Origin of the sequence: Burkholderia sp. D-99 (assembly GCF_011605345.1) — a bacterium.
Taxonomy (GTDB): Bacteria; Pseudomonadota; Gammaproteobacteria; order Burkholderiales; family Burkholderiaceae; genus Burkholderia.
The window spans coordinates 201,799-224,757 of record NZ_JAAOXM010000012.1; the positions used below are offsets into that span (position 1 = coordinate 201,799).

Consider the following 22,959-nt stretch of genomic DNA (forward strand, 5'->3'; position numbering starts at 1 on the left):
CAGCCGTCGGCTGAAACGGCAGCGGCAGCGCGCGATGCGCTGCCGCCTGCGTCACTTCCTGCTTTTCTTGTCCTTCGACCCGGACTCGGACTTGCCGTCCTTCTTGTCCTTCTTCTTTTTCTTCTTTCCGCCGTCGTCGGACGTCGCGAGCAGCGTGCCGCGGCACGACGACGCGCCGCAATGGCACGCGTATTCGCGCTTGAGCGTCTTCGTCAGCTTCGCATCGATCACGAGGCCATAGTCGTAGAACAGCTCCTCTTCCGCCCCGATGTCGCGCAGCGCGTGGATGAACACGCGGCCTTTGACTTCCTCGGCTTCGCAGTTCGGCGCGCACGAGTGGTTGATCCAGCGCGCGCTGTTGCCGTCGATCTTGCCGTCGATCACCCCGCCCTCGTCCAGTGCGAAGTAGAATGTATGGTTCGGTTCGCTCGGGTCGTGCGGATGGCGACGCAGCGCTTCCTTCCACGAAATTCGCTCGCCCTTGTATTCCACTACGCGTTCGCCGGCCTTGATCGGCGCCACGGCGAACACGCCCTTGCCGTGTACTCCCGAGCGGCGCACCGCGATCCTGCGTGAACTCATCGAACGAATCCTTGTGAAGACGACTTGAATGGAGGACGGCCGCGATCGCGGCCTGGCGTCGCGCAAAACGAAAACGCGGCACCAGTCGGTGCCGCGTCGGGGCATGCGGCGAATCACCCGCATCCTACACGTTCACGATTGCTTCGTTCAACATCACGCGCAATATTGCGCGCCCGGCGCTCAACGCTGGCCGAATGCGACGTCGCCGAACAACGCCTTGTGTTCGCGCGGCTGCGAGCGCCAGTATTGCGGCGGCGCCGTCACCTGCGCGCCGAGCTCGGCCGCCGCGTGCCACGGCCAGCGCGGGTCATACAGCATCGCGCGCGCCATCGCGACCAAATCGGCATCGCCGGCCTCGATGAGCCGGTTCGCGTGCGCGGGCTCGTCGATCAGTCCGACGGCGATCGTCGCCATGCCGACCGCGCGCTTCACCGCCTGCGCGAACGGCACCTGGTAGCCGGGCGACAGCGGAATCTTCTGCAGCGGCGACACGCCGCCGGACGACACGTCGATCCAGTCGCAACCGCGGCGCTTCAGTTCGTGCGCGAACGCGATCGTATCGTCGAGCTCCCAGCCGCCTTCGACCCAGTCGGTCGCGGACACGCGCACGCCGACCGGCCGGTCCTCCGGAAACGCCGCGCGCACGATCTCGAAGATCTCGAGCGGAAAACGCATCCGGTTTTCGCGCGAGCCGCCGTATTCGTCGGTGCGCTGGTTCGCGAGCGGCGACAGGAACTGGTGCAGCAGGTAGCCGTGGGCCGCATGCACCTCGATGGCATCGATGCCGAGCCGGGCGGCACGCTTCGCCGAGGCCGCGAACGCTTCGCGGATCCGGTTCAGGCCCGCGGCATCGAGTGCAAGCGGCGGCGTCTCGCCGTCCTTGTGCGGCACGGCCGACGGCCCGTGCGGCAACCAGCCGCCGTTGGCGACCGATACCAGTTGGCCACCCTCCCACGGCACGGCGCTCGACGCCTTGCGCCCCGCATGCCCCAACTGCATCGCGATACGGATCGGCGAATGCTTGCGGATCGCGGCCAGCACGGGCTTCAGCGCGGCTTCGGTCACGTCGTCCCAAAGGCCGAGGTCGCCATGCGTGATGCGCCCGTCGGGTTCCACGGCGGTCGCCTCGATGCAGAGCAGCCCCGCGCCCGACAGCGCGAGATGGCCGAGGTGAATCATGTGCCAGTCGGTCGCTTCACCGCGTTCGGCCGAATACTGGCACATCGGGGAGATCACGATCCGGTTCGGAAGGGTCACGCCGCGCAGCGTGAACGGGGAAAACAGCGCAGTCATGGAGGCCGCTCGCCAGGAAGGGAAAGAGCGAACGAGCGTAGCACGCAGGCCGCAAGCGTGCTGACGGTGCACGCGGCAGTAAGCGGATGGTCAGGTACGGCCCGCGGCAAGCTGCCGGCGACGCGGCAAACACCGCGCATACCGCGATGCGCCGGCCGGCAACGGATGCGGGCCGGGCCACACCTTCGCGGCGAACGGCGGCGCCGCTTGCGGGCTCAGAGCCCGACGCTGTCGAGCCACTCCGCGAACATGCGCCGCGCGGCCGCCTCGAGCGCGGGGCCGTGCTGCGCGGTATCGGCGCGCAACTGGCGCGCGTCGATGCCGGGCGTCGCCGCGATTTCGCCGGCGTTGGCGATCAGCCACGGTTCGAAGCGGTCGGTGCGGATTTCCGGATGGCATTGCAGCGCCAGCACGTGCTGGCCCCACGCGAATGCCTGGTGGCGGCAGGCCGGTGTCGACGCGAGATGCATCGCGCCGCCCGGCAGGTCGAACGTGTCGCCGTGCCAGTGCAGCATCGACGTCGCCGCGCCATCGAGATGACGCAGCGGCGATGCGCGGCCGGCATCGGTGAGCGTCAGCGGCGCCCAGCCGAGTTCGTGCTGCGCGGCCGGATAGACGCGCGCACCGAGCGCCCGGGCGATGAACTGCGCGCCGAGGCAGATGCCGAGGATCGGCAGCCCGGCGTCGATGCGCTTGCGCACGAGCGCCGCGAGCGGCGCGATCGTCGGATACTGCGCATCGTCGTACACGCTGAGCGGCCCGCCGAGCACGACGAGGAGCGACGGCTCGAGTACGTCGAGCACCTCGACCCGCGACGACCCGACGTCGACGTAGCGCACCCGCCGGCCCCGTTCGCCGAGCACCTGCTCGAAGCTCCCGAGATCCTCGAAATGCACGTGGCGGATCGCCACGACCTCAGCGTTCATCATCGGCCTCCCGGTCGATCGACGGACGTCAGCCTGCGAAAATCTTCCAGGTCTTCTTCTGCGTCGCCGCGTCGGCTTCTTCCTGCACCGAGCAGTCGAGGCGCAGATCGCTGTCCGACATCGAGATGTCGAGCGCCGCGCAGTGATGCACGGTCTTCTTCGACAGCTTGCCCGGCTGGAAGTGGGCGCACGTCACGCACATGCGCTGCGGCGGCGTCGCACCGGCCACCTGCAGTTCGCGCAGCGTCTTCAGCAGCGCGCGATACAGTGCGCCCTGCTCGTCCGCGCCGAGCTTGCCGACGGCTTTCGTCAGGAATTCAGGCCATTGCAGCGCCTTCTTCGCGGCCGTCCGGCCACGGGCCGACAGGCGCACCGCCAGTGCGCGACCGTCGTCCAGCGCACGGCGCTTCTCGACGAGACCCTTCGTCTCGAGCGTGCTGACTGCATCGCTCGTGGTCGCCGCGGTCAGCTGCGTCTCGCGCGCGATCTCGCCGAGCCGCATCGGGCCCTTGCGCTGCAGCAGCAGCACGAGAATCTCGCCCTGCGTCGGCGTGAGGCCAGCGCCTTCCGCCCAATCCCATGCCTCGCTTCGCATGGCCGTACTCAACCGCAGCAGGCTGTGGGTCACACGTCCCGAAGCCTGATTCCCGTAAACGCCTTCGCTCATAGTCTTTTCGCTTTGCCGCCGCCCGGTTTGCCGAGCAGCCGTAGTGTGGAGATCGAATGTCTATCTCAAAACAGACACGCTCTTGCGAGTGCGTCAGCACGGCCGTCGCGAGGGCACACGCGGCGGTCGCGTTTGCGGCGACCGGTAAGACACGCGTCGTTCCGGTGTCCGCAAAGCCGACATTCTAAGCGAGAGCGGAAAATCGCACAGCTAAGTTATCCCCTTCATTCTGTGGAAAATCACTGGATAACCAAAATTTTTCGTAGTGCCTGCAATGCCGAATGCCCGCGCAACGGGGCGCACGGACATTTTCCTGTTCGGATCGGCCATCGGGCCGACCACAATGATCCACCGGGTTATCCCGCGCACAGATCGTTGACTTTGCAGCGGAATATCGGGTTATCCACAGATTTTCAGGACAACCGGCAACGATTTCGGCATCAATCGGCGCCGCCCGTCGTTCAGTGAATCGCGACTCGGTCGAGCCCGTAATCTGCAAAACATTTTTTCACTCGCGCCAACGTAAGCACTGCTGGCGGACCGTCTCATTGAGCGATTTTTCCTGTTTGAAAACGGTTCTCAACCACGATGCGTCGTTCACACGCGCCTTGGCCAGCGCGCCGATCTCGTCGAGCGCCGCGCGCGAACCGAGCGCGGCCGCATGCGGCGCGATCCGGTCGAGCGTGTCGAGGATGTCTTCCGCGATCGTGCGGCGCTCACCCGTCTGAGGATTCACGCAGGTGCCCTCGAGCCCGAAGCGGCATGCCTCGAAACGGTTGAACGTGTAGACGAGGTAATCGTCCTCCGACAGCTTCAGCGGCCGGTCGGTCAGCAGGTAGCGCGCAAGCGTCTGGATGTAGCAGGCGATCGCCGCCGCGCGGTCGACCGACAGCGGCGTGTCCATCACGCGCACCTCGATCGTCCCGAAGCCGGGCTTCGGGCGGATGTCCCAGTAAAAGTCCTTCATCGAGTTGACGACGCCGGTGTTCACCATCTTCGTGAAGTACTCCTCGAAGCTGTCCCAGGTCAGCACGAACGGCGCGCGGCCCGACAGCGGGAACGCGAACACCGAATTCAGGCGTGCCGACTGGAAGCCGGTGTCGACGTTCTGCACGAACGGCGACGACGCGGACAGCGCGATGAAGTGCGGAATGAAGCGCGACATCGAGTGCAGCAGGAACAGCGCGCTGTCCGGGTCCGGGCAGCCGATGTGCACGTGCTGGCCGAACACGGTGAACTGTTTGGCCAGATAACCGTACAGCTCGGAGATGTACTGGAAACGCGGCGCATCGTAGATCTGCCGGTCGCTCCATTGCTGGAACGCGTGCGTGCCGCCGCCGGCGAGCCCGACGTTGAGCTGGTCGGCCGCCTTCACGAGCACGTCGCGAATCGCATGCAGCTCGCTGACCGCCTGCTCGTGCGAATGGCAGATGCCGGTCGACAGCTCGATCATGCTTTCGGTGATTTCCGGCGTGATGTTGCCCGGAAAGGTCTCGCCCTGAATCAGGCGCATCAGGTCGGATGCCGCTTTGGTCAGGTCGTAGTTGTGCGTGTTGACGACCTGGATCTCCAGTTCGACGCCAAACGTGAACGGCTCGGAATTGACGAAGGTTTCGAGTGCCATGGCAGGTTCCGGAATCAGTTGCTGTCGCTGCGTTCACCGACCGCCGACAGGCAGCGGTACACGATGAACGGGCTGACGAGCTGCAGGACCACGATCGTGCACATCACGATCGCGCGCAGGTGCGGGTCGAAATTCGGATAGAGCTGGTAGGTGTCGTCGACGAGCAGGTACGACAGCGCGGACATCGGCGTGAGCGCGATGCCGAGCGCGACGCCCTGCTTCATCCCGATGCCGCTCGGCTTCGCGAACGCGACAACGCCGGCCAGCTTCGCGACGAGCCGCGTGACGATCAGCACGATCGCGAGCAGCCCGCCGAGTGCGAGATCACCCCACGTGAACGACGTGAGCGTCAGCACGAACAGGACCACCGTCAGCAGCCAGCCGGCCGTGCCGAAGTGCTCGGGCCACAGCTGCGGACGCGCTTCGAGGTTCTTCACGATGATGCCGGCCAGCAGCAGCGTGAGCAGCGTCGACAGTTTCAGCGCCTGTGCCACCGCAATCGCAAGCATCACGAGCCCGAACAGTGCGACGAACGAATGCTCGTCGCGCATCGTCGACGTCATGTGGCGGAACAGGAAATTGCACGAACGCGCAACCAGGTACGCGACGATGAACGAGCCGGCGATCAGGTAGAGCGGCTGCAGGATCGTCGCGAAAACGTTGCCGTACGCTTCCTGGTGGAGCCAGCTGGTCACGAGCTTGGTCAGCACGATCGCGTACACGCTGTTTAGCGCGGTGAGCGTGATGAGGCGCTGCGACACCTGCCCTTCCGCGCGCAATTCGGTCTTGAGCTGGATCACCATCGACGGCGACGTCGCGATCGCGATCGCCGACAGCACGAGCGCGACCATTCCCGACACGCCGAGCGCGAGCATCACGAACAGCACGAGCACGAACGTCAACGTGGCTTCGGCGAGGCTCGACGCGATGAGCCACGGATTGCGCCGGATCCAGCGCAGGTCGAGGCGGCTGCCGAGCTCGAACAGCAGCAGGCCGAGCGCGACGTCGATCAGCAGGCGGGAGGTTTCGTCGGTGCTCGCGTCGATCACGCCGAAACCGAACGAACCGGCGATCAGACCGATCACCGCATAGCCGGTAATGCGCGGCAGGCGCCACGCGCGATAGCACAGCTCGCCGCACAGGCCGGCCGCGAACAACGCGAGCCCGGCCCAGAACACGGCATCCGGCGCAAGCGGCCAGTTGGGCAGAAATGAGAACGCCGACTTCATCGTGGTGACTTCTCCTTTGGAAGCAACCGCCAGCGACGCAGGGTCAAACGTCAGAAATGGATGCGCGCCGGCTGGGTGTCGCCCCGAATTTGATTGTTGTGGTCGACGACGGCAGGACATGGGATCCGCCTGTTCCGCCACTCGGCGGAACGTCGCACAGATTGCCGATCTGGATTGTCGGCCTGGTGTGTGAACGGACTGCGCAGTCTCGAAGATTCAGATTCGAAATCGTGCCGACCGTTCCATTGAAGCATGTCCGGCGCCTGGCCGGATGAACGCGAAGGAAACCGATTGTGCCACAGCTTTTTCGTTCCGGAACCCATTGATTCGACTCGCGGCGCTGTGCGGCACCGCAGGTCTTTGGTTTCAAAGGTTTACCTGTATATATACGTAGTAGAAGTTAACAAAGGACGCACAGTTCTGTGGATAACTTCGGTTTACGTCGACAGATCAAGGTGTTGGAGAGCCCATAACCCGTTGCACAGGCTGTTCGTGCACAGAAGTTTGAGATGAGCAACTTTGGGGCCTTCTCACAGCTGTGCCGAGTTGCCCAGTTTACGTCCACTGTGATTACACACGAAGTGCGTGCGGATTCGGCAAGGTTATCCACAGTGTCGAGTGGATAACCTTGCGCGGAAAAATCGGGAAACTGTGAGCGGTTCGGGTGGCCGGTCAGCCGGGCTGACTGACGCGGCGCGCGCGCAATGCGCGGATCAGGAAGCGTGCGGGGTCGACGGCATCGGCGAGTTCGCGTTCGAGCGGCCACGGCTCGCCTTCGAGTTGCGATGCGATCAGTTCGGCGCCGAGTGCAGCCCATACGAGGCCGCGCGAACCGAAGCCGAATGCGCCGTAGAGTCCGGGCAGGCGTGGCAGGTCGCGCGCCTGCGCACCGCTCAGCGCGCGTGCATGTGCGACGGCTCCCGCTTCGTCGGCGAGCGGGCCGATGAGCGGCAGACGGTCGCCGACGACCCAGCGGAACGCCACGCGGCCGCGCAGTGTGTCGGGATCCGGCAGGTCGCCAATCAGGCCCGGCAGCAGATGCCGCACGCGCTCGAGATTTTCGAGGTGGCCGGCCGCGCGCATCGCGGGATCGACGTCGTCGGGTTCGAACGTCGCGCCGATCAGCAGCGTGCCGTCGTCGAGCGGTACCGCGTAACCGTCACCGATCGCCGGGCACGGCAGCGGTGCCGTGCTGCCGGGCGGCAGCAACGTGAGCTGGCCGCGCACCGGTTGCAGCGCGACATGCTGCAGCCCGGCGAGACGCGCGGCGTCGCCGGCGTTCGCGAGCACGACGACGGGCGCTTCGGCCAGCGTGCCGCCCGCATCGTCGAGTGCATGCCATGCGTCGCCCCGCCGTTCGAGTCGTGCAACGCCGGTGGAGGCGAGCAAGCGCACGCGCTCGCCGGCCGCCTCGCATTGGGCCGCGCAAAGGCCGGCTGGCCAGACGGCGCCGCCCTGCGGAAACAGCAGGCCGCCCTGCGCGACCGGCAGGTTCAGATGGGCGCGCGCGGCATCGGCGTCGAGCAGCGACACATAGTCGGACGGTGCGCCGAATGCGTCGAAAGCATCGCGCATCCGTGCGAAGTCGTCGGCCGATTCGGCGAGATGGATCATCCCGTGCGTGCTGCGCGCGAATGCATGGCCCGCGCGTTCGAGTGCGCGCCAGCGTGCGATCGCGTGCAGGAAGCCGCCGCGCGTGAGCCGGCTCGCGACGTTGTCGTCGCGTGTCATCAGCGGATGAAATACGCCGGCCGGATTGCCCGACGCCTCGCTCGCGATCCGGTCGTGCCGCTCGATCAGCGTGACTTCCCAGCCGCGCGCGGCCAGGCGTTCGACGACCGCGCAGCCCGCCAGGCCCGCGCCGATCACGATCGCGCGGCGTGTCGCCACGGGCAATGCGAGCGGCGGCTCGTGCCGGCGCGCGCGCCAGCGCGGCGCATATTCGCCGACGAGCAGATCGTCGACCTCGCGATACGTGAAACCTGCTTTGCCGAGTGCGTGCTTCAACGCATCGGAATTCGCATGCGTTGCAAATGTCGCGTGTTCTCCGGCCATTTTCGAGAATGCGCGGACCACGTCGGTCGATCGGTGATCCGCGTCGCTCGATGACGCAATGCCGTCGAGACAGAATGCGTCGGCGCGCGCGACGATCTTCCCCAGCATGTCGATCGCGTCGCCGAACGCGAGCGTGAGCACCACGCGCCCTTCATCGAATTCGAGCCGGTGCAGGCCCGGTACGAGGATCGGCCACGCGTCGACAAGTGCATCGACGTTCGTCGATATGGTTGTATCCGCAACGATATGTGAAGCTGCGCGGCGCAGGTCGTCGCGCGAGAAAGGATGCGGTTCGACTGCGACAAAATGCAGCCGCTCGCAGCGTGCGGGATCGTCGCGCCACGCGGCCCAGGCCGCGAGGAAGCTGCCGCCCGCGCCGAATTCCGTCGCGACGATCGTGAACGTACGGCGGCCCTGCCAGCGCGCCGGCAGCCCGTTGCCCGTGACGAACCGGCGATGCGCAAGCGCGCCTGACGCGCCGCGATGGAGATCGCCGAACTCGGGCGACACGAGTGTGCCGTCGTCGCAAAGCGCGAGCGTGGCGGGAACAAGTCGGTCGGTCATGCGAAACAAAAATCGTGGCAGCCAAGCCTGGCAAGGGATTGCGCGGGGCCGTCCGTCCGGCCGTTGGAAAAAGCCAACGGGGCGGCGCACGGGCGGACCGCGCTGCGTATCCTGTCCGGTTGGCGCTGGTCAAAAAACGGGCAGTCGATGATTCATTCGGCGAAATACCGATGAAAATCTTTGAAACCCTTGTCGTTATTGGGTTTGCGCTGCGCTATCATAGCAACGCCGTACCGCGGGGTGGCCACCGGCAAGCCGGAGGGCGCGTCGCGCGGGCCAGGATTCGGCGCTGTGTCGTCGGAGTCTGACTCTCGACGGCACGGTTCGCGCACGTATAATCGGCGCGTTCGCGCTGTTCGTGTCAACCTAACCTGATAAAGGAACCTTAATGAACAAACAGGAACTGATCGACGCCGTCGCCGCCCAAACGGGCGCCAGCAAGGCTCAAACCGGCGAAACGCTGGACACGCTGCTCGAAGTCATCAAGAAGGCCGTGTCGAAGGGTGATGCGGTTCAGCTGATCGGCTTCGGCAGCTTCGGTTCGGGCAAGCGCGCAGCACGTACGGGCCGCAACCCGAAGACCGGCGAGACCATCAAGATCCCGGCAGCCAAGACGGTCAAGTTCACGGCTGGCAAGGCGTTCAAGGACGCCGTCAACAAGCGTTAAACCAGCGCCTGTTCCAAGAAAAACCCGCCTTTCGGCGGGTTTTTTGTTGGGCGCGCGCAGCATTTTCGCCACAGTCCGTCGCCCTCTTGCAAGATTTAACGGTTGTTTTTACAACGCGTTACGCGTGCACGATCTGGGTGTCGCCGTGATCGTCGTCGTCGTGCGAATCGACATCCCACGCCGGGAACGGATCGTTGAACGCGTGCCATCCCGCCGCGCCGAGCGCGAATTCCGCATCGGTCAGCAGGCACGCGTCGAGTTTTGCGCGCCATGCATCCGCGTCGAGCGCGATGCCGATCAGCACGAGTTCCTGCCGGCGATCGCCCACTGCGCGATCGTCAAGATCGCCGTGCCATTCGGCGCGGATTTCACCGAGCAGTTCGTCGTCGTCCGGCCATTCCGCGCGATCCTGTGCGGCCCACCAGAGACCCGCCGGGCCATGCCGGCATACGCCGCCCGCCTGCGACAGCGAGGCCGCGATGTCGTTGCGCGTCGCGAGCCAGAAGAAGCCCTTGCTGCGCAGCACGCCCGGCCACTCCTGATGCAGCAGCGCCCAGAGTCGTGCCGGATGAAACGGCCTGCGCGCGCGGTAAACAAAATTGCCGATTCCGAATTCGTCGGCTTCACCGTGCACGTGCGCATGATGTTCGTCGTGGCAGTCCGGGTCGTCGCAATGCGTATGATCGTGATCGAGCGAGGCGAGCCAGCCCGGCGCGTTCGCGGCTTCGTCGAAATCGAAGCGGCCCGTGTTCAGCACTTCGTCGAGCGGTACGTTGCCGAACGTCGACACGACCTGGTGCGCGCGCGGGTTGAGTCGCGCGAGGATGTGCTGCAGGCGTGCGAGTTCGTCGGCGCCGACGAGGTCGGCCTTGTTGATCACCAGCACGTCGCAGAATTCGATCTGCTCGATCAGCAGCTCGACGAGCGTGCGGTCGTCCTCTTCCGAGGCGGCGATGCCGCGCGTCGCGAGCGCGTCGTCCGAGCCGTAGTCGCGGAGGAAGTTGTACGCGTCGACCACGGTGACGAGCGTGTCGAGCCGCGCGATTTTCGACAGCGACGTGCCGTCGTCGTCGACGAACGTGAAGGTTTCGGCGATCGGCATCGGCTCCGCGATACCGGTCGACTCGATCATGATTGCATCGAAGCGGCCTTCGGACGCGAGCGTGCGGATCTCGACGAGCAGGTCGTCGCGCAGCGTGCAGCAGATGCAGCCGTTCGACATTTCCACGAGGCGTTCCTCGACGTGCGACAGCGCCTGCGCATCGCGCACGAGCGACGCGTCGATGTTGACCGCTGCGAGATCGTTGACGATCACGGCGACTTTCAGGCCCGCGCGGTTCGCGAGGATATGGTTGAGCAGCGTGGTCTTGCCGGCGCCGAGGAAGCCGGACAGCACGGTGACGGGCAACGGCTGGTTCATTGCCGGATTCATAGCGATATGCACCAACGGAAAAAATTGAAAAAGCGGCCGCGGCGCCCTTCCGGGGCGCGATCGTCCCGCGGACGGGCGAAATTGCGGCGTGAGATCCGCATTGTGCATCAAACGCGCGCCGGCCGGCCGGGATGGCGTCAGGCCGCGCTCGGCCGCAGCGTCATTGCACGGGCGGCAGCAGCTTCCACTGCGTCAGGATGCCGGCGATCTGCCGCGCGTACTTGTCACGCAGTGACGGGGTTTCCGAATGATAGGCACCGACGGCCTGCCACGTGTTGCCGTAGCGGTTCATCTTCTGCTTGAGGTGCCACGCGGCGATGTAGACGTTCTTGCACGGCTCCATCAGCGTGTCGCGGCCGATCCCGTAGCGCGACAGCGTCGGCAGATGGATCGAGTTGATCTGCATCAGGCCGTAGTCGACCGAACCGTTCGTGTTCTTGTTCAGCGCGCCGGGCCGGTTGCGCGACTCCTGCCACGCGATCGCACGCAGGATCAGCGGATTGACCTGCTGATATCTGGCCGCTTCATCGAAACAGTCCGCGCGAGCATTCGCGCTGGCGAAACTTGCGCCGGCGGAAATCAACGCGATCGAAACGAACCGTCTGTTCATGGTGCGGAATCGATAATAAATTGCGCGAAGGTCGGGAAAACCCGTGCCTGTTATTCGTGCGACGAGAAACGTGCCGCCCGTATCATACCGACAGTCCGTCAGCTTGCGACATACAGGAATACGGCAGCCCGGTTATACCGCATTTCCGTGTCGGTTCATCGTGAAACGGGGGCGATGACCGGGATGCCGAGAATAGCGCCGAATCTTACATATTGCATACGACTCGCCGGATCCATGTCGTATGTGAGACAGTCCTCGGATCAATGTGATATTTCGGACATGAAAAACTGCTAATGTCGCCTCTTTAGGACTTGGATCCCAGCACTACCGCCGGAAGTGGCCTGAGCCGGCATCGACCCATTCATCCATGACAAGAAATCGCTTCGTTATGCGGCGTGTCGCCACGACCTTGATCGTCGCCGGCATCATCGTCTCGCAGGCCGCCTACGCTCAGGTCACGCTCAACTTCGTGAACGCGGATATCGACCAGGTCGCCAAGGCGATCGGCGCCGCAACCGGCAAGACCATCATCGTCGACCCCCGCGTGAAGGGGCAGCTCAACCTCGTGGCCGAACGGCCGGTGCCGGAAGACCAGGCACTGAAGACGCTGCAGTCGGCGCTGCGCATGCAGGGCTTCGCGCTCGTGCAGGATCACGGCGTGCTGAAGGTCGTGCCCGAGGCCGACGCGAAGCTGCAGGGCGTGCCGACCTATGTCGGCAATGCGCCGCAGGCGCGCGGCGACCAGGTGATCACGCAGGTGTTCGAGCTGCACAATGAATCGGCGAACAACCTGCTGCCCGTGCTGCGGCCGCTGATCTCGCCGAACAATACGGTCACTGCCTACCCGGCGAACAACACGATCGTCGTGACCGACTACGCGGACAACGTGCGGCGCATCGCGCAGATCATCGCGGGCGTCGACAGCGCCGCGGGCGCGCAGGTGCAGATCGTTCCGCTGCGCAACGCGAACGCGATCGACCTCGCCGCACAGCTGCAGAAAATGCTCGACCCGGGTGCGATCGGCAACAGCGACGCGACGCTGAAGGTGTCGGTCACGGCCGACCCGCGGACCAACTCGCTGATGCTGCGCGCATCGAGCGCGTCGCGCCTCGCGGCCGCGAAGCGGCTCGTGCAGCAGCTCGACGCACCGAGCGCGGTGCCCGGCAACATGCACGTCGTCGCGCTGCGCAATGCCGATGCGGTGAAGCTCGCGAAGACGCTGCGCGGAATGCTCGGCAAGGGGAGCGGCAGCGACAGCGGCTCGTCCGCGTCGTCCAACGATGCGAACAGCTTCAACCAGAACGGCGGCTCGTCGTCGAGCGGCAACTTCTCGACCGGCACGTCCGGCACCCCGCCGCTGCCGTCGGGCGGCCTCGGTGGTTCGTCGTCCTCGTCGGGGTACGGCGGTTCGTCGGGCAGCGGCGGCGGTCTCGGCAGCGGCGGCCTGCTCGGCGGCGACAAGGACAAGGGCGACGACAACCAGCCCGGCGGGATGATCCAGGCTGATGCAGCGACCAACTCGCTGATCATCACCGCGTCGGATCCGGTTTACCGGAACCTGCGCTCGGTGATCGACCAGCTCGACGCGCGGCGCGCGCAGGTCTATATCGAGGCGCTGATCGTCGAGCTGAACTCGAATACGTCCGGCAACCTCGGCATTCAGTGGCAGATCGCTCAGGGCCAGTTTCTCGGCGGCACGAACTTCAGCGCGCCCGGTACGCCCACCGGCAACATCCTCGGAGTGTCGGGCGCGGTTGCAGCCGGCGGTGCGACGGGTCTCGGCGCGTTGGGGCAGACTCTCCTGCCGGGCCTCAACGTCGGCTGGCTGCACAACATGTTCGGCGTACAGGGCCTCGGCGGGCTGCTCAATTACTTCGCGGGCGTGAGTGACGCGAACGTGCTGTCGACGCCGAACCTCATCACGCTCGACAATGAAGAAGCGAAAATCGTCGTCGGCCAGAACGTGCCGATTCCGACGGGTTCGTATTCGAACCTGACGAGCGGCAATACGAACAACGCATTCAATACCTACGATCGTCGCGACGTCGGTCTCACGCTGCACGTGAAGCCGCAGATCACCGATGGCGGGATTCTGAAGCTGCAGCTCTACACCGAGGATTCGGCGGTCGTGACCTCCACTGCGACCGCAGTCAACGGTCCGACCTTCACCAAGCGCTCGATCCAGTCGACGATCCTCGCGGATAACGGCGAGATCATCGTGCTCGGCGGCTTGATGCAGGACAACTACAACGTGACGAACAGCAAGGTGCCGCTGCTGGGCGACATCCCGTGGATCGGCCAGTTGTTCCGCTCGGAATCGAAGAACCGCCAGAAGACCAACCTGATGGTTTTCCTGCGCCCGGTGATCATCAACGATCGCAGTGTCGCGCAGGAAGTCACGGCTAACCGTTACGACTACATCCAGGGCGTGACGGGTGCGTACAAGTCGGACAACAACGTGATGCGCGACAAGGACGATCCGGTCGTCCCGCCGATGCCGTTGGGACCGAGCCAGGGCGGCACGCCGGCCGGCAACCTGTTCGACCTCGACAAGATGCGTCGCCAGCAGCAGCAGCGCCAGGTGGCGCCGGTCCCGGCCCAGCCGTTGCCGGAGGCAACGCCCGCGCAGCCGCAGAGCGTGCCCCAGCAGGCCGTGCCGCAACAGCCGCTGACCGCCACGCCGGGAGCGTCGCAGTGAGCGACGTGCTCGCGTCTTCCGCCCACGACGGCGCGCCGGGCGAACGCCAGCCGCCGTCGCCGCTCGCCGCGCGGCTGCTGCCGTACGGCTTCGCGAAGAGCGGCCAGGTGCTGATCGCGCACCAGCTCGACGACACGCTCGAGGTGTGGATCAGCGAACGCACGAGCGATGCCGCGCTCGCGGAGATCGCGCGCAACTTCGGCTCGATCTCCGTGCATCGCGTGCCGGCCGACGAGCTCGCGCAGGCGATCAACCAGGCGTACTCGCGTCACGACGGCAGCGCGGCGCAGGTGGTCGGTGAGGTCGAAGGCGAAGTCGACCTGTCGCGGCTGATGCAGGACATCCCCGAAGTCGAGGATCTGCTCGAATCGGAAGACGATGCGCCGATCATCCGGATGATCAACGCGCTGCTCACGCAAGCGGCGCGCGAACAGGCGTCGGACATTCACATCGAGCCGTTCGAGAACGCGTCGGTCGTGCGCTTTCGCGTCGACGGCACCCTGCGTGATGTCGTGCGGCCGAAGAAGGCGCTGCACGGTGCGCTGATCTCGCGGATCAAGATCATGGCGCAGCTCGACATCGCGGAGAAGCGCCTGCCGCAGGACGGCCGCATCACGCTGCGAGTCGGCGGCCGGCCGGTCGACGTGCGCGTGTCGACGCTGCCGACCGGGCACGGCGAGCGTGCGGTGCTGCGTCTGCTGGAAAAGGATGCGCAGCGGCTGAACCTCGAAGCGCTCGGGATGGGCCGCGACACGCTCGCGCAGTTCGACAAGCTGATCGCACGCCCGCACGGCATCGTGCTCGTCACGGGCCCGACCGGTTCGGGCAAGACGACCACGCTGTATGCGTCGATGTCGCGGCTCGAAACCGCGACGACCAACATCATGACCGTCGAGGACCCGATCGAATACGACCTCGGCGGCATCGGCCAGACGCAGGTGAACGAGCGGATCGGGATGACCTTTGCCCGTGCGCTGCGCTCGATCCTGCGCCAGGATCCGGACGTGATCATGATCGGCGAAATCCGCGACCTCGAAACCGCGCAGATCGCGGTGCAGGCGTCGCTGACGGGCCACCTCGTGCTCGCGACGCTGCACACGAACGATGCGGCATCGGCCGTCACGCGCCTGACCGACATGGGCGTCGAGCCCTACCTGCTCGCATCGTCTTTGCTCGGCGTGCTCGCGCAGCGGCTCGTGCGGCAGCTCTGCTCCGTCTGCAAGGAAGAACGCCAGGAAGAAGGCCGCACCGTGTGGCATCCGGTGGGCTGCGACAAGTGCGGGCATTCGGGCTACGCGGGCCGGCGCGGTGTATACGAACTGCTGCTGGTCGACGAGCCGATCCGCGCACTGATCCACCGCAACGCGGCCGACGCGGAGATTCTCGCCGCCGGTCGTGCGGACGGGATGCGCACGCTGCGCGACGACGCCGAGCGCTGGCTCGCGTCCGGCGCAACGTCGCTCGAGGAAGTGTTGCGCGTGACGGGAGGCGCATAGCGCGATGCCGGCATTCCGTTTCGAAGCAATCGATTCGGCGGGACGCGCGCAGAAAGGCGTCATCGATGCCGATAGCGCGCGTGCCGCGCGCGGCCAGCTGCGTACGCAGGGTCTTACGCCGCTCGTCGTCGAGCCGGCCGCCAGCGCGACGCGCGGGGCGCGGTCGCAGCGGCTCGCGTTCGGCCGCAAGCTGTCGCAGCGCGAACAGGCGATCCTGACGCGCCAGCTTGCGAGCCTGCTGATCGCGGGGCTGCCGCTCGACGAGGCGCTCGGCGTGCTGACCGAGCAGGCCGAGCGCGACTACATCCGCGAACTGATGGCCGCGATCCGCGCCGAGGTGCTGGGCGGCCATTCGCTTGCGAATGCGCTGGGCCAGCATCCGCGCGACTTCCCGGAAATCTACCGCGCGCTCGTCGCGGCGGGCGAGCACACCGGCAAGCTCGGCATCGTGCTGTCGCGCCTGGCCGACTACATCGAGCAGAGCAACGCGCTGAAGCAGAAGATCCTGCTGGCATTCACGTATCCGGGGATCGTCACGCTGATCGCGTTCGGCATCGTCACGTTCCTGCTGAGTTATGTCGTGCCGCAGGTCGTCAACGTGTTCGCGAGCACGAAGCAGCAACTGCCCGTGCTGACGATCGTGATGATGGCGCTGTCGGATTTCGTGCGGCACTGGTGGTGGGCGATCCTGATCGCGGTCGCGCTCGTCGTGTGGTTCGTGAAGGCGACGCTGTCGCGCGACGGGCCACGGCTGCGCTTCGATCGCTGGGTGCTGACCGCGCCGCTCGCGGGCAAGCTCGTGCGCGGCTACAACACGGTGCGGTTCGCGAGCACGCTCGGCATTCTCACCGCGGCGGGCGTGCCGATCCTGCGCGCGTTGCAGGCGGCCGGCGAGACGCTGTCGAACCGCGCGATGCGCGCGAACATCGACGACGCGATCGTGCGCGTGCGCGAAGGCTCCGCGCTGTCGCGCGCGCTGAACAACGTGAAGACGTTTCCGCCGGTGCTCGTGCACCTGATCCGTTCCGGCGAAGCGACGGGTGACGTGACGACGATGCTGGATCGCGCGGCCGAAGGCGAAGCGCGCGAGCTCGAGCGTCGCACGATGTTCCTGACAAGCCTGCTCGAGCCGCTCCTGATCCTGGCGATGGGCGGCATCGTGCTCGTGATCGTGCTGGCCGTGATGCTGCCGATCATCGAGCTGAACAACATGGTGCAGTAACGGCCTGACAGTCGGTCAGGCCGCTACCGTTCAGCGCATGTAGATCGCGGGGGACGGCGTGTTCGCCGGCAGCTGGATTTCGGCGCGGGCGCCGTTGCGGTCGACGATGATCGAGCGGGGGCGGACTTCGGCGAGCTTCGCGCCGGGCGTGACGTCCGCGCCGAGCGACACCGCGCGTGGCGGCTCGCCGCCGATGCCGACGATCGCGGCGGCACCGCGGTCGAGCGAGAGAATGCCGAACAGGTGGATGTCCTGCACGGGATTCTTGTCGAGCTGACCGCCGAAGAGCGCCGCGGCGTCCTCGGTGCGGATCGGCAGCCGCGCGGCGGCGGCGGGCAGCGGCGCTTCGCGAGCGGACAGCGTGACGACCCAGTAGGTGGCCGTCGCGCACAAACCCGCGAAGAGGGCTAGGGAAAGGATCCGGATCGAGAGCGCGTTCATGCGCGCTATTGTACGGATGTATATGAAATTTGCGTTGGGTGAAAGCCCTCGGCAATGCGCGCCTTACAATGCGTGCTCCGCGCCCGCGGGCCCGGAAGGTTGCCGTCAGGCAATCGTCCGGTGCGCCGGGTGCGTCACTCAACCAACGACATTTTTTGGAAAGAGGTAGTCAGTCATGCAAACGTGGATCACTCGCCGCAACGCGGCCGTGCGTCGTCAGCGCGGTTTCACGCTGATCGAGATCATGGTGGTGGTCGCGATCCTCGGGATCCTGGCGGCGCTGATCGTGCCGAAGATCATGAGCCGGCCGGACGAGGCGCGCCGCATCGCCGCGAAGCAGGACATCGGCACGATCATGCAGGCGCTCAAGCTGTACCGTCTCGACAACGGCCGCTATCCGACCCAGGAGCAGGGCCTGAACGCGCTGATCCAGAAGCCGTCCAACGATCCGATCCCGAATAACTGGAAGGACGGCGGCTACCTCGAGCGCCTGCCGAACGATCCGTGGGGCAACGGGTACAAGTACCTGAACCCGGGCGTGCACGGCGAGATCGATGTGTTCAGCTACGGCGCCGACGGCAAGGAAGGCGGCGAAGGCAGCGACAGCGACATCGGTTCGTGGCAGTAAGCCGCCGCTGATCGGATCGACGCTCCGTTCCCGTTCTTCATGCTCGCCATTCGCACGACCTCCCGCTGCGGCCGCGATTGCCGTGTGCGTCGCGGCGCGGCTTCGTCCGTGCGGGCGAAGCACGGTGCGCGGCGTCTTCGCGCACGCGGCTTCACGCTGCTCGAAATGCTGGTCGTGCTCGTGATCGCGGGGCTGCTCGTGTCGCTCGCGTCGCTGTCGCTCACGCGCAATCCGCGCACCGACCTGCGCGAGGAAGCGCAGCGCATCGCGCTGCTGTTCGAGACCGCCGGCGACGAAGCGCAGGTGCGCGCCCGGCCGATCGCGTGGCAACCAACCGCGCACGGCTTCCGTTTCGACGTGAGCTCGCCCGACGGCTGGCGCACGCTGCGTGACGACCTGTTGCGCCCGCGAGACTGGGACGGTGGCGTCACGGGTGCCGACATCGACTATCCGGGGTCCGACACGCACGCGAGCCGCGTCGTGTTCGGCACCGAGAGCATCGACACGCCGGTGCGCGTGACGCTGCATTCGGCCGCCGGCAGCGCGACGATCGTCGGCACCGGCAACGGCCGTTACGAGGTGCAATGACGATGCGTCGTCGCCTGCCCTTCCCCGTTGCTTCATCGCAGCGTCATTCCCCGAGCGGGCTTCCTTCGGGGCGCCCCGGGAGTGCGTCCTCGGGCGCCCGGCCTGCGGCCGGCCTCGTCGGGGCGCGCGCCCCAGCTGGGCTTGCTTCGGCGCGCGGTTTCACGATGATCGAGGTGCTGGTCGCGCTCGCGATCATCGCGGTTGCGCTTGCCGCGTCGATCCGTGCGGTCGGTACGATGGCGACCAACGCCTCCGATCTTCATCGCCGGCTGCTTGCCGGCTGGAGCGCCGACAACGCGCTCGCGCAGATGCGGCTCACGCATGCGTGGCCGGAGATCGGCGAACAGAGTTTCGACTGCTCGCAAGGCAACGTGCAGCTCGTCTGCACGCAGCGCGTGAGCACCACGCCCAACCCGGTGTTCCGGCGCGTCCGGATTTCGGTGAGCATGCCGGGGCATACCGGCGTGCTCGCGCAGATGGTGACGGTGGTCGCGAATGAAACCAGCCGTCCGCTCTGACGCGCCGATGCGACGCCCGCTCGCCCGCCCCGCCCGCGGCTTCACGCTGATCGAGCTGATGATCGCGATCGCGATCCTCGCGGTGGTCGCGATCCTCGCGTGGCGCGGGCTCGACCAGATCATGCGCGGTCGCGACAAGGTCGCGGCCGCGATGGAAGACGAGCGCGTATTCGCGCAGATGTTCGACCAGATGCGCATCGACGCGCGGCTCGCCGCGACCGACGACGAGGCCGGCCAGCCGGCGATCGGCGTTGCCGGCAATACGCTGCAGATCGTCCGCGAACTCGAGGTGCCGGGCGTCGCGCCGCGGCTGCAGGTGGTCCGCTACCGGATCGCCGGCGGGCGCGTCGTGCGCTATGCGTCGCCCCCGATCGACGACGCGAACCGGCTGCGCAGCACGCTGAAGGACAGCAGCGTCGAAGGCTGGAGCTGGGTCGCGCTGATGGGCGGCGTCGGCGCGATCGACGCGAAGCTGTACGTGCCGCGCGTGGGCTGGACCACCAACCTGCAGACGGCCGACGACGCGCTCGCGCAGAACAACGATGCGCTCAAGGTGCCGCAGATCGGCAACGCGCCGCCCACCCGTGCGGTGACGGGGCTGCAGGTCAGCATCGGTGCGACGTCGCTGCGCGTGCCGGTCACGCGCATCTTCCTCGTCGGGGAATGACGATGCGCGCGCACCCTCACCGTTCATTGCCTGCCGCCCGTGCTGCCGGTCACGCACGGGCGCGCGGCCGCCAGCGCGGCGCGGCGATCATCACCGCGCTGCTCGTCGTCGCGCTGTCGGCAATCCTCGTCTCGGGAATGCTGTGGCGCCAGCAGGTGCAGATCCGCCGCATCGAGAACCAGCGCGAGATCGCGCAGGCGCAGTGGGTTGCGCGCGGCGCGCTCGACTGGACGCGGATGATCCTGCGTTCCGAAGGCGATACGGCGCCCGGCATCACGTATCTCGGCGGCATCTGGGGCGTGCCGATCGCGAAAACGAAACTGTCGGATTTCCTCGGCCGGATCGGCGCGCCCAACGACACCGGCGGCGAAGACACCTATATCTCCGGCTCGATCGAGGACGCCCAGGCGAAGTTCAACCTGCGCAACCTCGTGGCGTCGCCGGCGCCCGGCGTGCTGCAATTGAACGTCACGCAGGTCCAGGCGTTCCAGCGCCTGTTGACGACGCTCGGCTACGACGGCGCGTTCGCGAAGCGCATCGCACTGCAGGTGCGCGCGGGCCTGCTGAATTCGGCGACGCGTTTCCAGATGCCGACGCTGCCGGGTGGCGGCACGGCGCCGCCAGTCACCGCGCCGGTGACGACCGATCAGCAGGGTGGCGGCGGCTTTACCGACGATCCGGGCATGACGGGCGGCGATCGCGGGCCCGCGCCGCTGATGATGACGGGTGTCGACAGCCTGCTCGACGTCGACGGCGTGACGCCCGAGATGGTCGCGCGGCTGCGCCCGTTCGTCACCGTGCTGCCGACCACGACGCCGGTGAACATGAACACCGCGCCGGCCGAGGTGATCGCGGCGCTGATGCCGGGGATGAGCGTGTCGTCCGCGCAGGCGCTCGTGTCGCGCCGCGAGACCGTGTTTTTCCGCAACACCGCCGACGTGCAGCTCGCGCTGCGCGGCGCCGGTGCGCCGCCGAACGTGACGCTCGATTCGAGCCTCGTCGACGTCAATTCGAGCTATTTCATCGTGCATGGCCGGATCCAGCACGAACGCGCGGAGGTCGATCGCACTTCGCTCGTGTATCGTGATCCGACCACGCACTCGACACGGGTCGTGCGCATCCGCGACCAGCTATAACGACGCCAATCGGGAGAGGAGCTCTTGTGAGCACGTTGATTGTTTCTTTGCCGCCGCGCGAGCCTGCCGTGCCGTTGCAGGAATGGCAGTGGCCCGAGCTGCCGTTCACGCTCGTCGACAAGGCCGGCCATGTGCAGCGCGCCGGCCGCGCCGCGCTCGCGCTGCTGCCGCGCGCGAATGCGACGGTGCTGATCGTCGCCGCGCGCGACGTGCTGCTGCTGGCCGCGACCGTGCCGCCGCTCAAGGGACCGAAGCTGCGCCAGGCGCTGCCCAACATCGTCGAGGATCAGCTGATCCAGGATCCGCTCGGCTGTCATATCGCGCTCGATCCGGACGCGCTGCCCGACGGGCGCCGCGTGCTGGCCGTCGTCGATCGCGCGTGGTTCCGCACGATCTGCGAGGCGTTCACGGCGGCCGGCCACCGGCACCTGAGCGCGGTGCCCGCGACCCGCTGCCTGCCGGCGCCGCACGCAAGCGCCGCGCCGGCCGACACCGAGGTCGATGCGGCCGCGGTTGCCGCGGACGCCGTCGACGCGCCGCCGGCCCGCCCGACGACGGTGGCCGCGGTACTCGGCCTCGCGGCATCGGTCGAACCGGTGCTCGTCGAGGCCGGCGCGCTGCCGGCGGCGGCCGGTGCGCCGCGCCTCGAACTCGCGGTCGCGCGCGGTGCGCTCGGCGAAGGCTTCGCGGCACCCGCGTCGCGCGCGGCCGGCACGCTGGCTGCGCTCGCGGGCGGTGGCGACGTCGAGCTGTACGAACTCGGCGAACCGGGCGCGGAGCCGCGGCTCGCGTCGGTCGGCCGCGCCGACGGCCCGCTGCTGCCGGGTGCCGTGCCGCTGTCGTTCGACGCGTTCGCGCGGCGCGCGCTGACCGAGAAGTTCGACCTGTGCCAGTTCGAATTCGAATCGCAGCCGTGGCGCTTCGACCGCGCGACGGTGAAGCGCCTGCGCGTGCCGCTCGCACTCGCCGCGGTGACGCTCGGCGTGGCGGTGATCGGGATGAACCTGCACTGGTGGAAGCTGTCGCGCGAGCGCGATGCGCTGTCGGCGCAGATCACCGAGACGCTGCTGTCCGCGTTCCCGAAGACGACGACGGTGCTCGATCCGCCCGCGCAGATGCAGCGCCAGCTCGACCAGTTGCGCCTGGCGGCCGGCGAGCTGTCGCCGAACGATTTCCTCGCGCTGTCGAGCGGGCTGTCGCGTTCGATGGGCGCGCTGCCGCTGAACGGCATCGCGTCGCTCGACTATCACGACCGGCGGCTCGACGTCGCCTTCAAGCCGGAGGTCAAGGTCGATCCCGATTTCACGCAGCGCCTCGCGCGTAACGGACTGTCCGGCGAAGTCGACAGCAACACGGGCAAATGGACGATCCGGAGCCGCTCATGAAAACGGAACAACTCAACCAGCTGAACCAGACGCTGGCCCAGTTCTGGGGCGAGCGCTCGCCACGCGAAAAAATGCTGCTCGGCTGGGGCAGCGCCGTGCTGGCGGTCGCGATCGCATATTCGGTGCTGTGGTCGCCCGCGCAGGAAGGCCGCGCGCGGATCCAGCGCGAACTGCCGACGATGCGCCTCGAGCTTGCGCAGATGACCGCGCAGGCGAACGAGGCGAAGTCGCTGACGGTCGCCGCGCAGGGCGTGGCGCCGACCGGCCTCGCACTGAAGGACGCGCTGACCGCGTCGCTGTCCGATCACGGAATGCAGGGTGCGCAGGTACAGATCGTCGGCAACGGCGTGCAGGTCCAGATGAAGAACGTGTCGTTCCCGGCGTGGACGCAGTGGCTCGACGATGCGCGCCGGCAGTTCAAGGTGCAGGTCGGCGAGGCGCATGCAACTGCGCTGAAGGACGACGGCCAGGTCGACCTGACGGCCGTGATGCAACCGTCAACGCAGAAATGACGCAGTGGATGACGCAAGT

At 66.8% G+C, this 22,959-nt stretch carries 21 protein-coding genes; 11 read left to right on the forward strand and 10 right to left on the reverse strand.

What is annotated here, in order from left to right; translation table 11 throughout:
- Nucleotides 1-51 precede the first annotated feature (51 nt).
- The 7 genes from HAV18_RS31760 to mnmC form a co-directional block, all read right to left on the reverse strand.
- Nucleotides 52-582: an SET domain-containing protein gene (locus HAV18_RS31760; protein WP_166963934.1), complete on the reverse strand. Its 531-nt coding sequence runs from the start codon at nucleotides 580-582 to the stop codon at nucleotides 52-54.
- Between the two features lie 180 nt (nucleotides 583-762).
- The gene (locus HAV18_RS31765) at nucleotides 763-1,875 is read right to left on the reverse strand and encodes an NADH:flavin oxidoreductase/NADH oxidase (protein WP_166963936.1); all 1,113 of its coding nucleotides are present in this window, start codon (nucleotides 1,873-1,875) and stop codon (nucleotides 763-765) included.
- A gap of 215 nt (nucleotides 1,876-2,090) precedes the next feature.
- The gene (locus HAV18_RS31770; RefSeq protein WP_166963938.1) at nucleotides 2,091-2,801 is read right to left on the reverse strand and encodes a glutamine amidotransferase; all 711 of its coding nucleotides are present in this window, start codon (nucleotides 2,799-2,801) and stop codon (nucleotides 2,091-2,093) included.
- 28 nt (nucleotides 2,802-2,829) lie between these two features.
- Nucleotides 2,830-3,468, reverse strand: a complete 639-nt coding sequence (locus HAV18_RS31775; protein WP_069746359.1) for a MarR family winged helix-turn-helix transcriptional regulator — start codon at nucleotides 3,466-3,468, stop codon at nucleotides 2,830-2,832.
- A gap of 508 nt (nucleotides 3,469-3,976) precedes the next feature.
- Nucleotides 3,977-5,092: a YbdK family carboxylate-amine ligase gene (locus HAV18_RS31780; RefSeq protein WP_166963940.1), complete on the reverse strand. Its 1,116-nt coding sequence runs from the start codon at nucleotides 5,090-5,092 to the stop codon at nucleotides 3,977-3,979.
- A 14-nt stretch (nucleotides 5,093-5,106) separates the two neighbouring features.
- Nucleotides 5,107-6,321 carry a cation:proton antiporter gene (locus HAV18_RS31785; protein ID WP_166963941.1) on the reverse strand — a complete coding sequence of 405 codons (1,215 nt, stop codon included), beginning with the start codon at nucleotides 6,319-6,321 and terminating at the stop codon, nucleotides 5,107-5,109.
- A gap of 672 nt (nucleotides 6,322-6,993) precedes the next feature.
- Nucleotides 6,994-8,940: a bifunctional tRNA (5-methylaminomethyl-2-thiouridine)(34)-methyltransferase MnmD/FAD-dependent 5-carboxymethylaminomethyl-2-thiouridine(34) oxidoreductase MnmC gene (mnmC, locus tag HAV18_RS31790; protein ID WP_166963943.1), complete on the reverse strand. Its 1,947-nt coding sequence runs from the start codon at nucleotides 8,938-8,940 to the stop codon at nucleotides 6,994-6,996.
- 388 nt (nucleotides 8,941-9,328) lie between these two features.
- Between mnmC and HAV18_RS31795 the strand changes: the two genes are divergently transcribed.
- Nucleotides 9,329-9,607 (forward strand): HU family DNA-binding protein, encoded by a 279-nt coding sequence (locus HAV18_RS31795; RefSeq protein ID WP_006401505.1) that lies wholly within the window; start codon nucleotides 9,329-9,331, stop codon nucleotides 9,605-9,607.
- Nucleotides 9,608-9,725: 118 nt separating this feature from the next.
- Here the strand turns inward: HAV18_RS31795 and HAV18_RS31800 are convergent, their stop codons facing one another.
- Entirely contained in the window at nucleotides 9,726-11,039 is a 1,314-nt protein-coding gene (locus tag HAV18_RS31800; protein WP_166963945.1) for a GTP-binding protein, read from the reverse strand.
- Nucleotides 11,040-11,199: 160 nt separating this feature from the next.
- The gene (locus HAV18_RS31805; protein WP_166963947.1) at nucleotides 11,200-11,649 is read right to left on the reverse strand and encodes a lytic transglycosylase domain-containing protein; all 450 of its coding nucleotides are present in this window, start codon (nucleotides 11,647-11,649) and stop codon (nucleotides 11,200-11,202) included.
- 367 nt (nucleotides 11,650-12,016) lie between these two features.
- Between HAV18_RS31805 and gspD the strand changes: the two genes are divergently transcribed.
- From gspD to gspF, 3 genes are read left to right on the forward strand one after another with little or no spacing between them, the layout of a single operon-like run.
- Nucleotides 12,017-14,347, forward strand: a complete 2,331-nt coding sequence (gene gspD, locus HAV18_RS31810; protein WP_166963949.1) for a type II secretion system secretin GspD — start codon at nucleotides 12,017-12,019, stop codon at nucleotides 14,345-14,347.
- Complete coding sequence (gspE, locus tag HAV18_RS31815; RefSeq protein ID WP_166963951.1) at nucleotides 14,344-15,843, forward strand: type II secretion system ATPase GspE; 1,500 nt, start codon at nucleotides 14,344-14,346, stop codon at nucleotides 15,841-15,843. The genes gspD and gspE overlap by 4 nt, the downstream gene beginning before the upstream one ends.
- 4 nt (nucleotides 15,844-15,847) lie before the next feature.
- Nucleotides 15,848-17,065, forward strand: a complete 1,218-nt coding sequence (gene gspF, locus HAV18_RS31820; RefSeq protein ID WP_166963953.1) for a type II secretion system inner membrane protein GspF — start codon at nucleotides 15,848-15,850, stop codon at nucleotides 17,063-17,065.
- 30 nt (nucleotides 17,066-17,095) lie between these two features.
- Here gspF and HAV18_RS31825 read toward each other — a convergent pair whose 3' ends face one another.
- Nucleotides 17,096-17,506, reverse strand: coding sequence for a general secretion pathway protein GspC (locus HAV18_RS31825; protein ID WP_048247967.1), 411 nt, complete (start codon nucleotides 17,504-17,506; stop codon nucleotides 17,096-17,098).
- A 175-nt stretch (nucleotides 17,507-17,681) separates the two neighbouring features.
- On the opposite strand from HAV18_RS31825, the gene gspG reads away from it, so the two are divergent.
- Genes gspG through gspM form a run of 7 tightly spaced genes read left to right on the forward strand, consistent with a single transcriptional unit; the run spans nucleotide 17,682 to nucleotide 22,940 of the window.
- Nucleotides 17,682-18,134: a type II secretion system major pseudopilin GspG gene (gene gspG / locus HAV18_RS31830; protein WP_166963955.1), complete on the forward strand. Its 453-nt coding sequence runs from the start codon at nucleotides 17,682-17,684 to the stop codon at nucleotides 18,132-18,134.
- Between the two features lie 39 nt (nucleotides 18,135-18,173).
- A complete protein-coding gene (locus HAV18_RS31835; protein ID WP_166963957.1) occupies nucleotides 18,174-18,722 on the forward strand; it encodes a GspH/FimT family pseudopilin in 549 nt (182 codons plus the stop codon).
- Between the two features lie 14 nt (nucleotides 18,723-18,736).
- A complete protein-coding gene (gspI, locus tag HAV18_RS31840) occupies nucleotides 18,737-19,240 on the forward strand; it encodes a type II secretion system minor pseudopilin GspI (protein WP_407062447.1) in 504 nt (167 codons plus the stop codon).
- Between the two features lie 7 nt (nucleotides 19,241-19,247).
- Nucleotides 19,248-19,907 carry a type II secretion system protein J gene (locus HAV18_RS31845; RefSeq protein WP_407062446.1) on the forward strand — a complete coding sequence of 220 codons (660 nt, stop codon included), beginning with the start codon at nucleotides 19,248-19,250 and terminating at the stop codon, nucleotides 19,905-19,907.
- A gap of 2 nt (nucleotides 19,908-19,909) precedes the next feature.
- Complete coding sequence (gspK, locus tag HAV18_RS31850; protein WP_166963963.1) at nucleotides 19,910-21,043, forward strand: type II secretion system minor pseudopilin GspK; 1,134 nt, start codon at nucleotides 19,910-19,912, stop codon at nucleotides 21,041-21,043.
- A gap of 26 nt (nucleotides 21,044-21,069) precedes the next feature.
- Nucleotides 21,070-22,428: a type II secretion system protein GspL gene (gene gspL, locus HAV18_RS31855; protein ID WP_166963965.1), complete on the forward strand. Its 1,359-nt coding sequence runs from the start codon at nucleotides 21,070-21,072 to the stop codon at nucleotides 22,426-22,428.
- The gene (gene gspM / locus HAV18_RS31860; protein WP_166963967.1) at nucleotides 22,425-22,940 is read left to right on the forward strand and encodes a type II secretion system protein GspM; all 516 of its coding nucleotides are present in this window, start codon (nucleotides 22,425-22,427) and stop codon (nucleotides 22,938-22,940) included. The genes gspL and gspM overlap by 4 nt, the downstream gene beginning before the upstream one ends.
- Nucleotides 22,941-22,959 lie beyond the last annotated feature (19 nt).

What these genes read in the sequence shown, in the direction of transcription:
- HAV18_RS31775 (WP_069746359.1), bottom strand. Translation starts at nt 3,468, where the DNA reads ATGAGCGAAGGCGTTTACGGGAATCAGGCTTCGGGACGTGTGACCCAC.
- HAV18_RS31845 (WP_407062446.1), top strand. Translation starts at nt 19,248, where the DNA reads ATGCGACGCCCGCTCGCCCGCCCCGCCCGCGGCTTCACGCTGATCGAG.
- HAV18_RS31785 (WP_166963941.1), bottom strand. Translation starts at nt 6,321, where the DNA reads ATGAAGTCGGCGTTCTCATTTCTGCCCAACTGGCCGCTTGCGCCGGAT.
- HAV18_RS31795 (WP_006401505.1), top strand. Translation starts at nt 9,329, where the DNA reads ATGAACAAACAGGAACTGATCGACGCCGTCGCCGCCCAAACGGGCGCC.
- gspM (WP_166963967.1), top strand. Translation starts at nt 22,425, where the DNA reads ATGAAAACGGAACAACTCAACCAGCTGAACCAGACGCTGGCCCAGTTC.
- mnmC (WP_166963943.1), bottom strand. Translation starts at nt 8,940, where the DNA reads ATGACCGACCGACTTGTTCCCGCCACGCTCGCGCTTTGCGACGACGGC.
- gspF (WP_166963953.1), top strand. Translation starts at nt 15,848, where the DNA reads ATGCCGGCATTCCGTTTCGAAGCAATCGATTCGGCGGGACGCGCGCAG.
- HAV18_RS31770 (WP_166963938.1), bottom strand. Translation starts at nt 2,801, where the DNA reads ATGAACGCTGAGGTCGTGGCGATCCGCCACGTGCATTTCGAGGATCTC.
- HAV18_RS31760 (WP_166963934.1), bottom strand. Translation starts at nt 582, where the DNA reads ATGAGTTCACGCAGGATCGCGGTGCGCCGCTCGGGAGTACACGGCAAG.
- gspK (WP_166963963.1), top strand. Translation starts at nt 19,910, where the DNA reads ATGCGCGCGCACCCTCACCGTTCATTGCCTGCCGCCCGTGCTGCCGGT.
- HAV18_RS31765 (WP_166963936.1), bottom strand. Translation starts at nt 1,875, where the DNA reads ATGACTGCGCTGTTTTCCCCGTTCACGCTGCGCGGCGTGACCCTTCCG.
- gspD (WP_166963949.1), top strand. Translation starts at nt 12,017, where the DNA reads ATGACAAGAAATCGCTTCGTTATGCGGCGTGTCGCCACGACCTTGATC.
- HAV18_RS31805 (WP_166963947.1), bottom strand. Translation starts at nt 11,649, where the DNA reads ATGAACAGACGGTTCGTTTCGATCGCGTTGATTTCCGCCGGCGCAAGT.
- HAV18_RS31800 (WP_166963945.1), bottom strand. Translation starts at nt 11,039, where the DNA reads ATGAATCCGGCAATGAACCAGCCGTTGCCCGTCACCGTGCTGTCCGGC.
- HAV18_RS31825 (WP_048247967.1), bottom strand. Translation starts at nt 17,506, where the DNA reads ATGAACGCGCTCTCGATCCGGATCCTTTCCCTAGCCCTCTTCGCGGGT.
- gspG (WP_166963955.1), top strand. Translation starts at nt 17,682, where the DNA reads ATGCAAACGTGGATCACTCGCCGCAACGCGGCCGTGCGTCGTCAGCGC.
- HAV18_RS31835 (WP_166963957.1), top strand. Translation starts at nt 18,174, where the DNA reads ATGCTCGCCATTCGCACGACCTCCCGCTGCGGCCGCGATTGCCGTGTG.
- HAV18_RS31780 (WP_166963940.1), bottom strand. Translation starts at nt 5,092, where the DNA reads ATGGCACTCGAAACCTTCGTCAATTCCGAGCCGTTCACGTTTGGCGTC.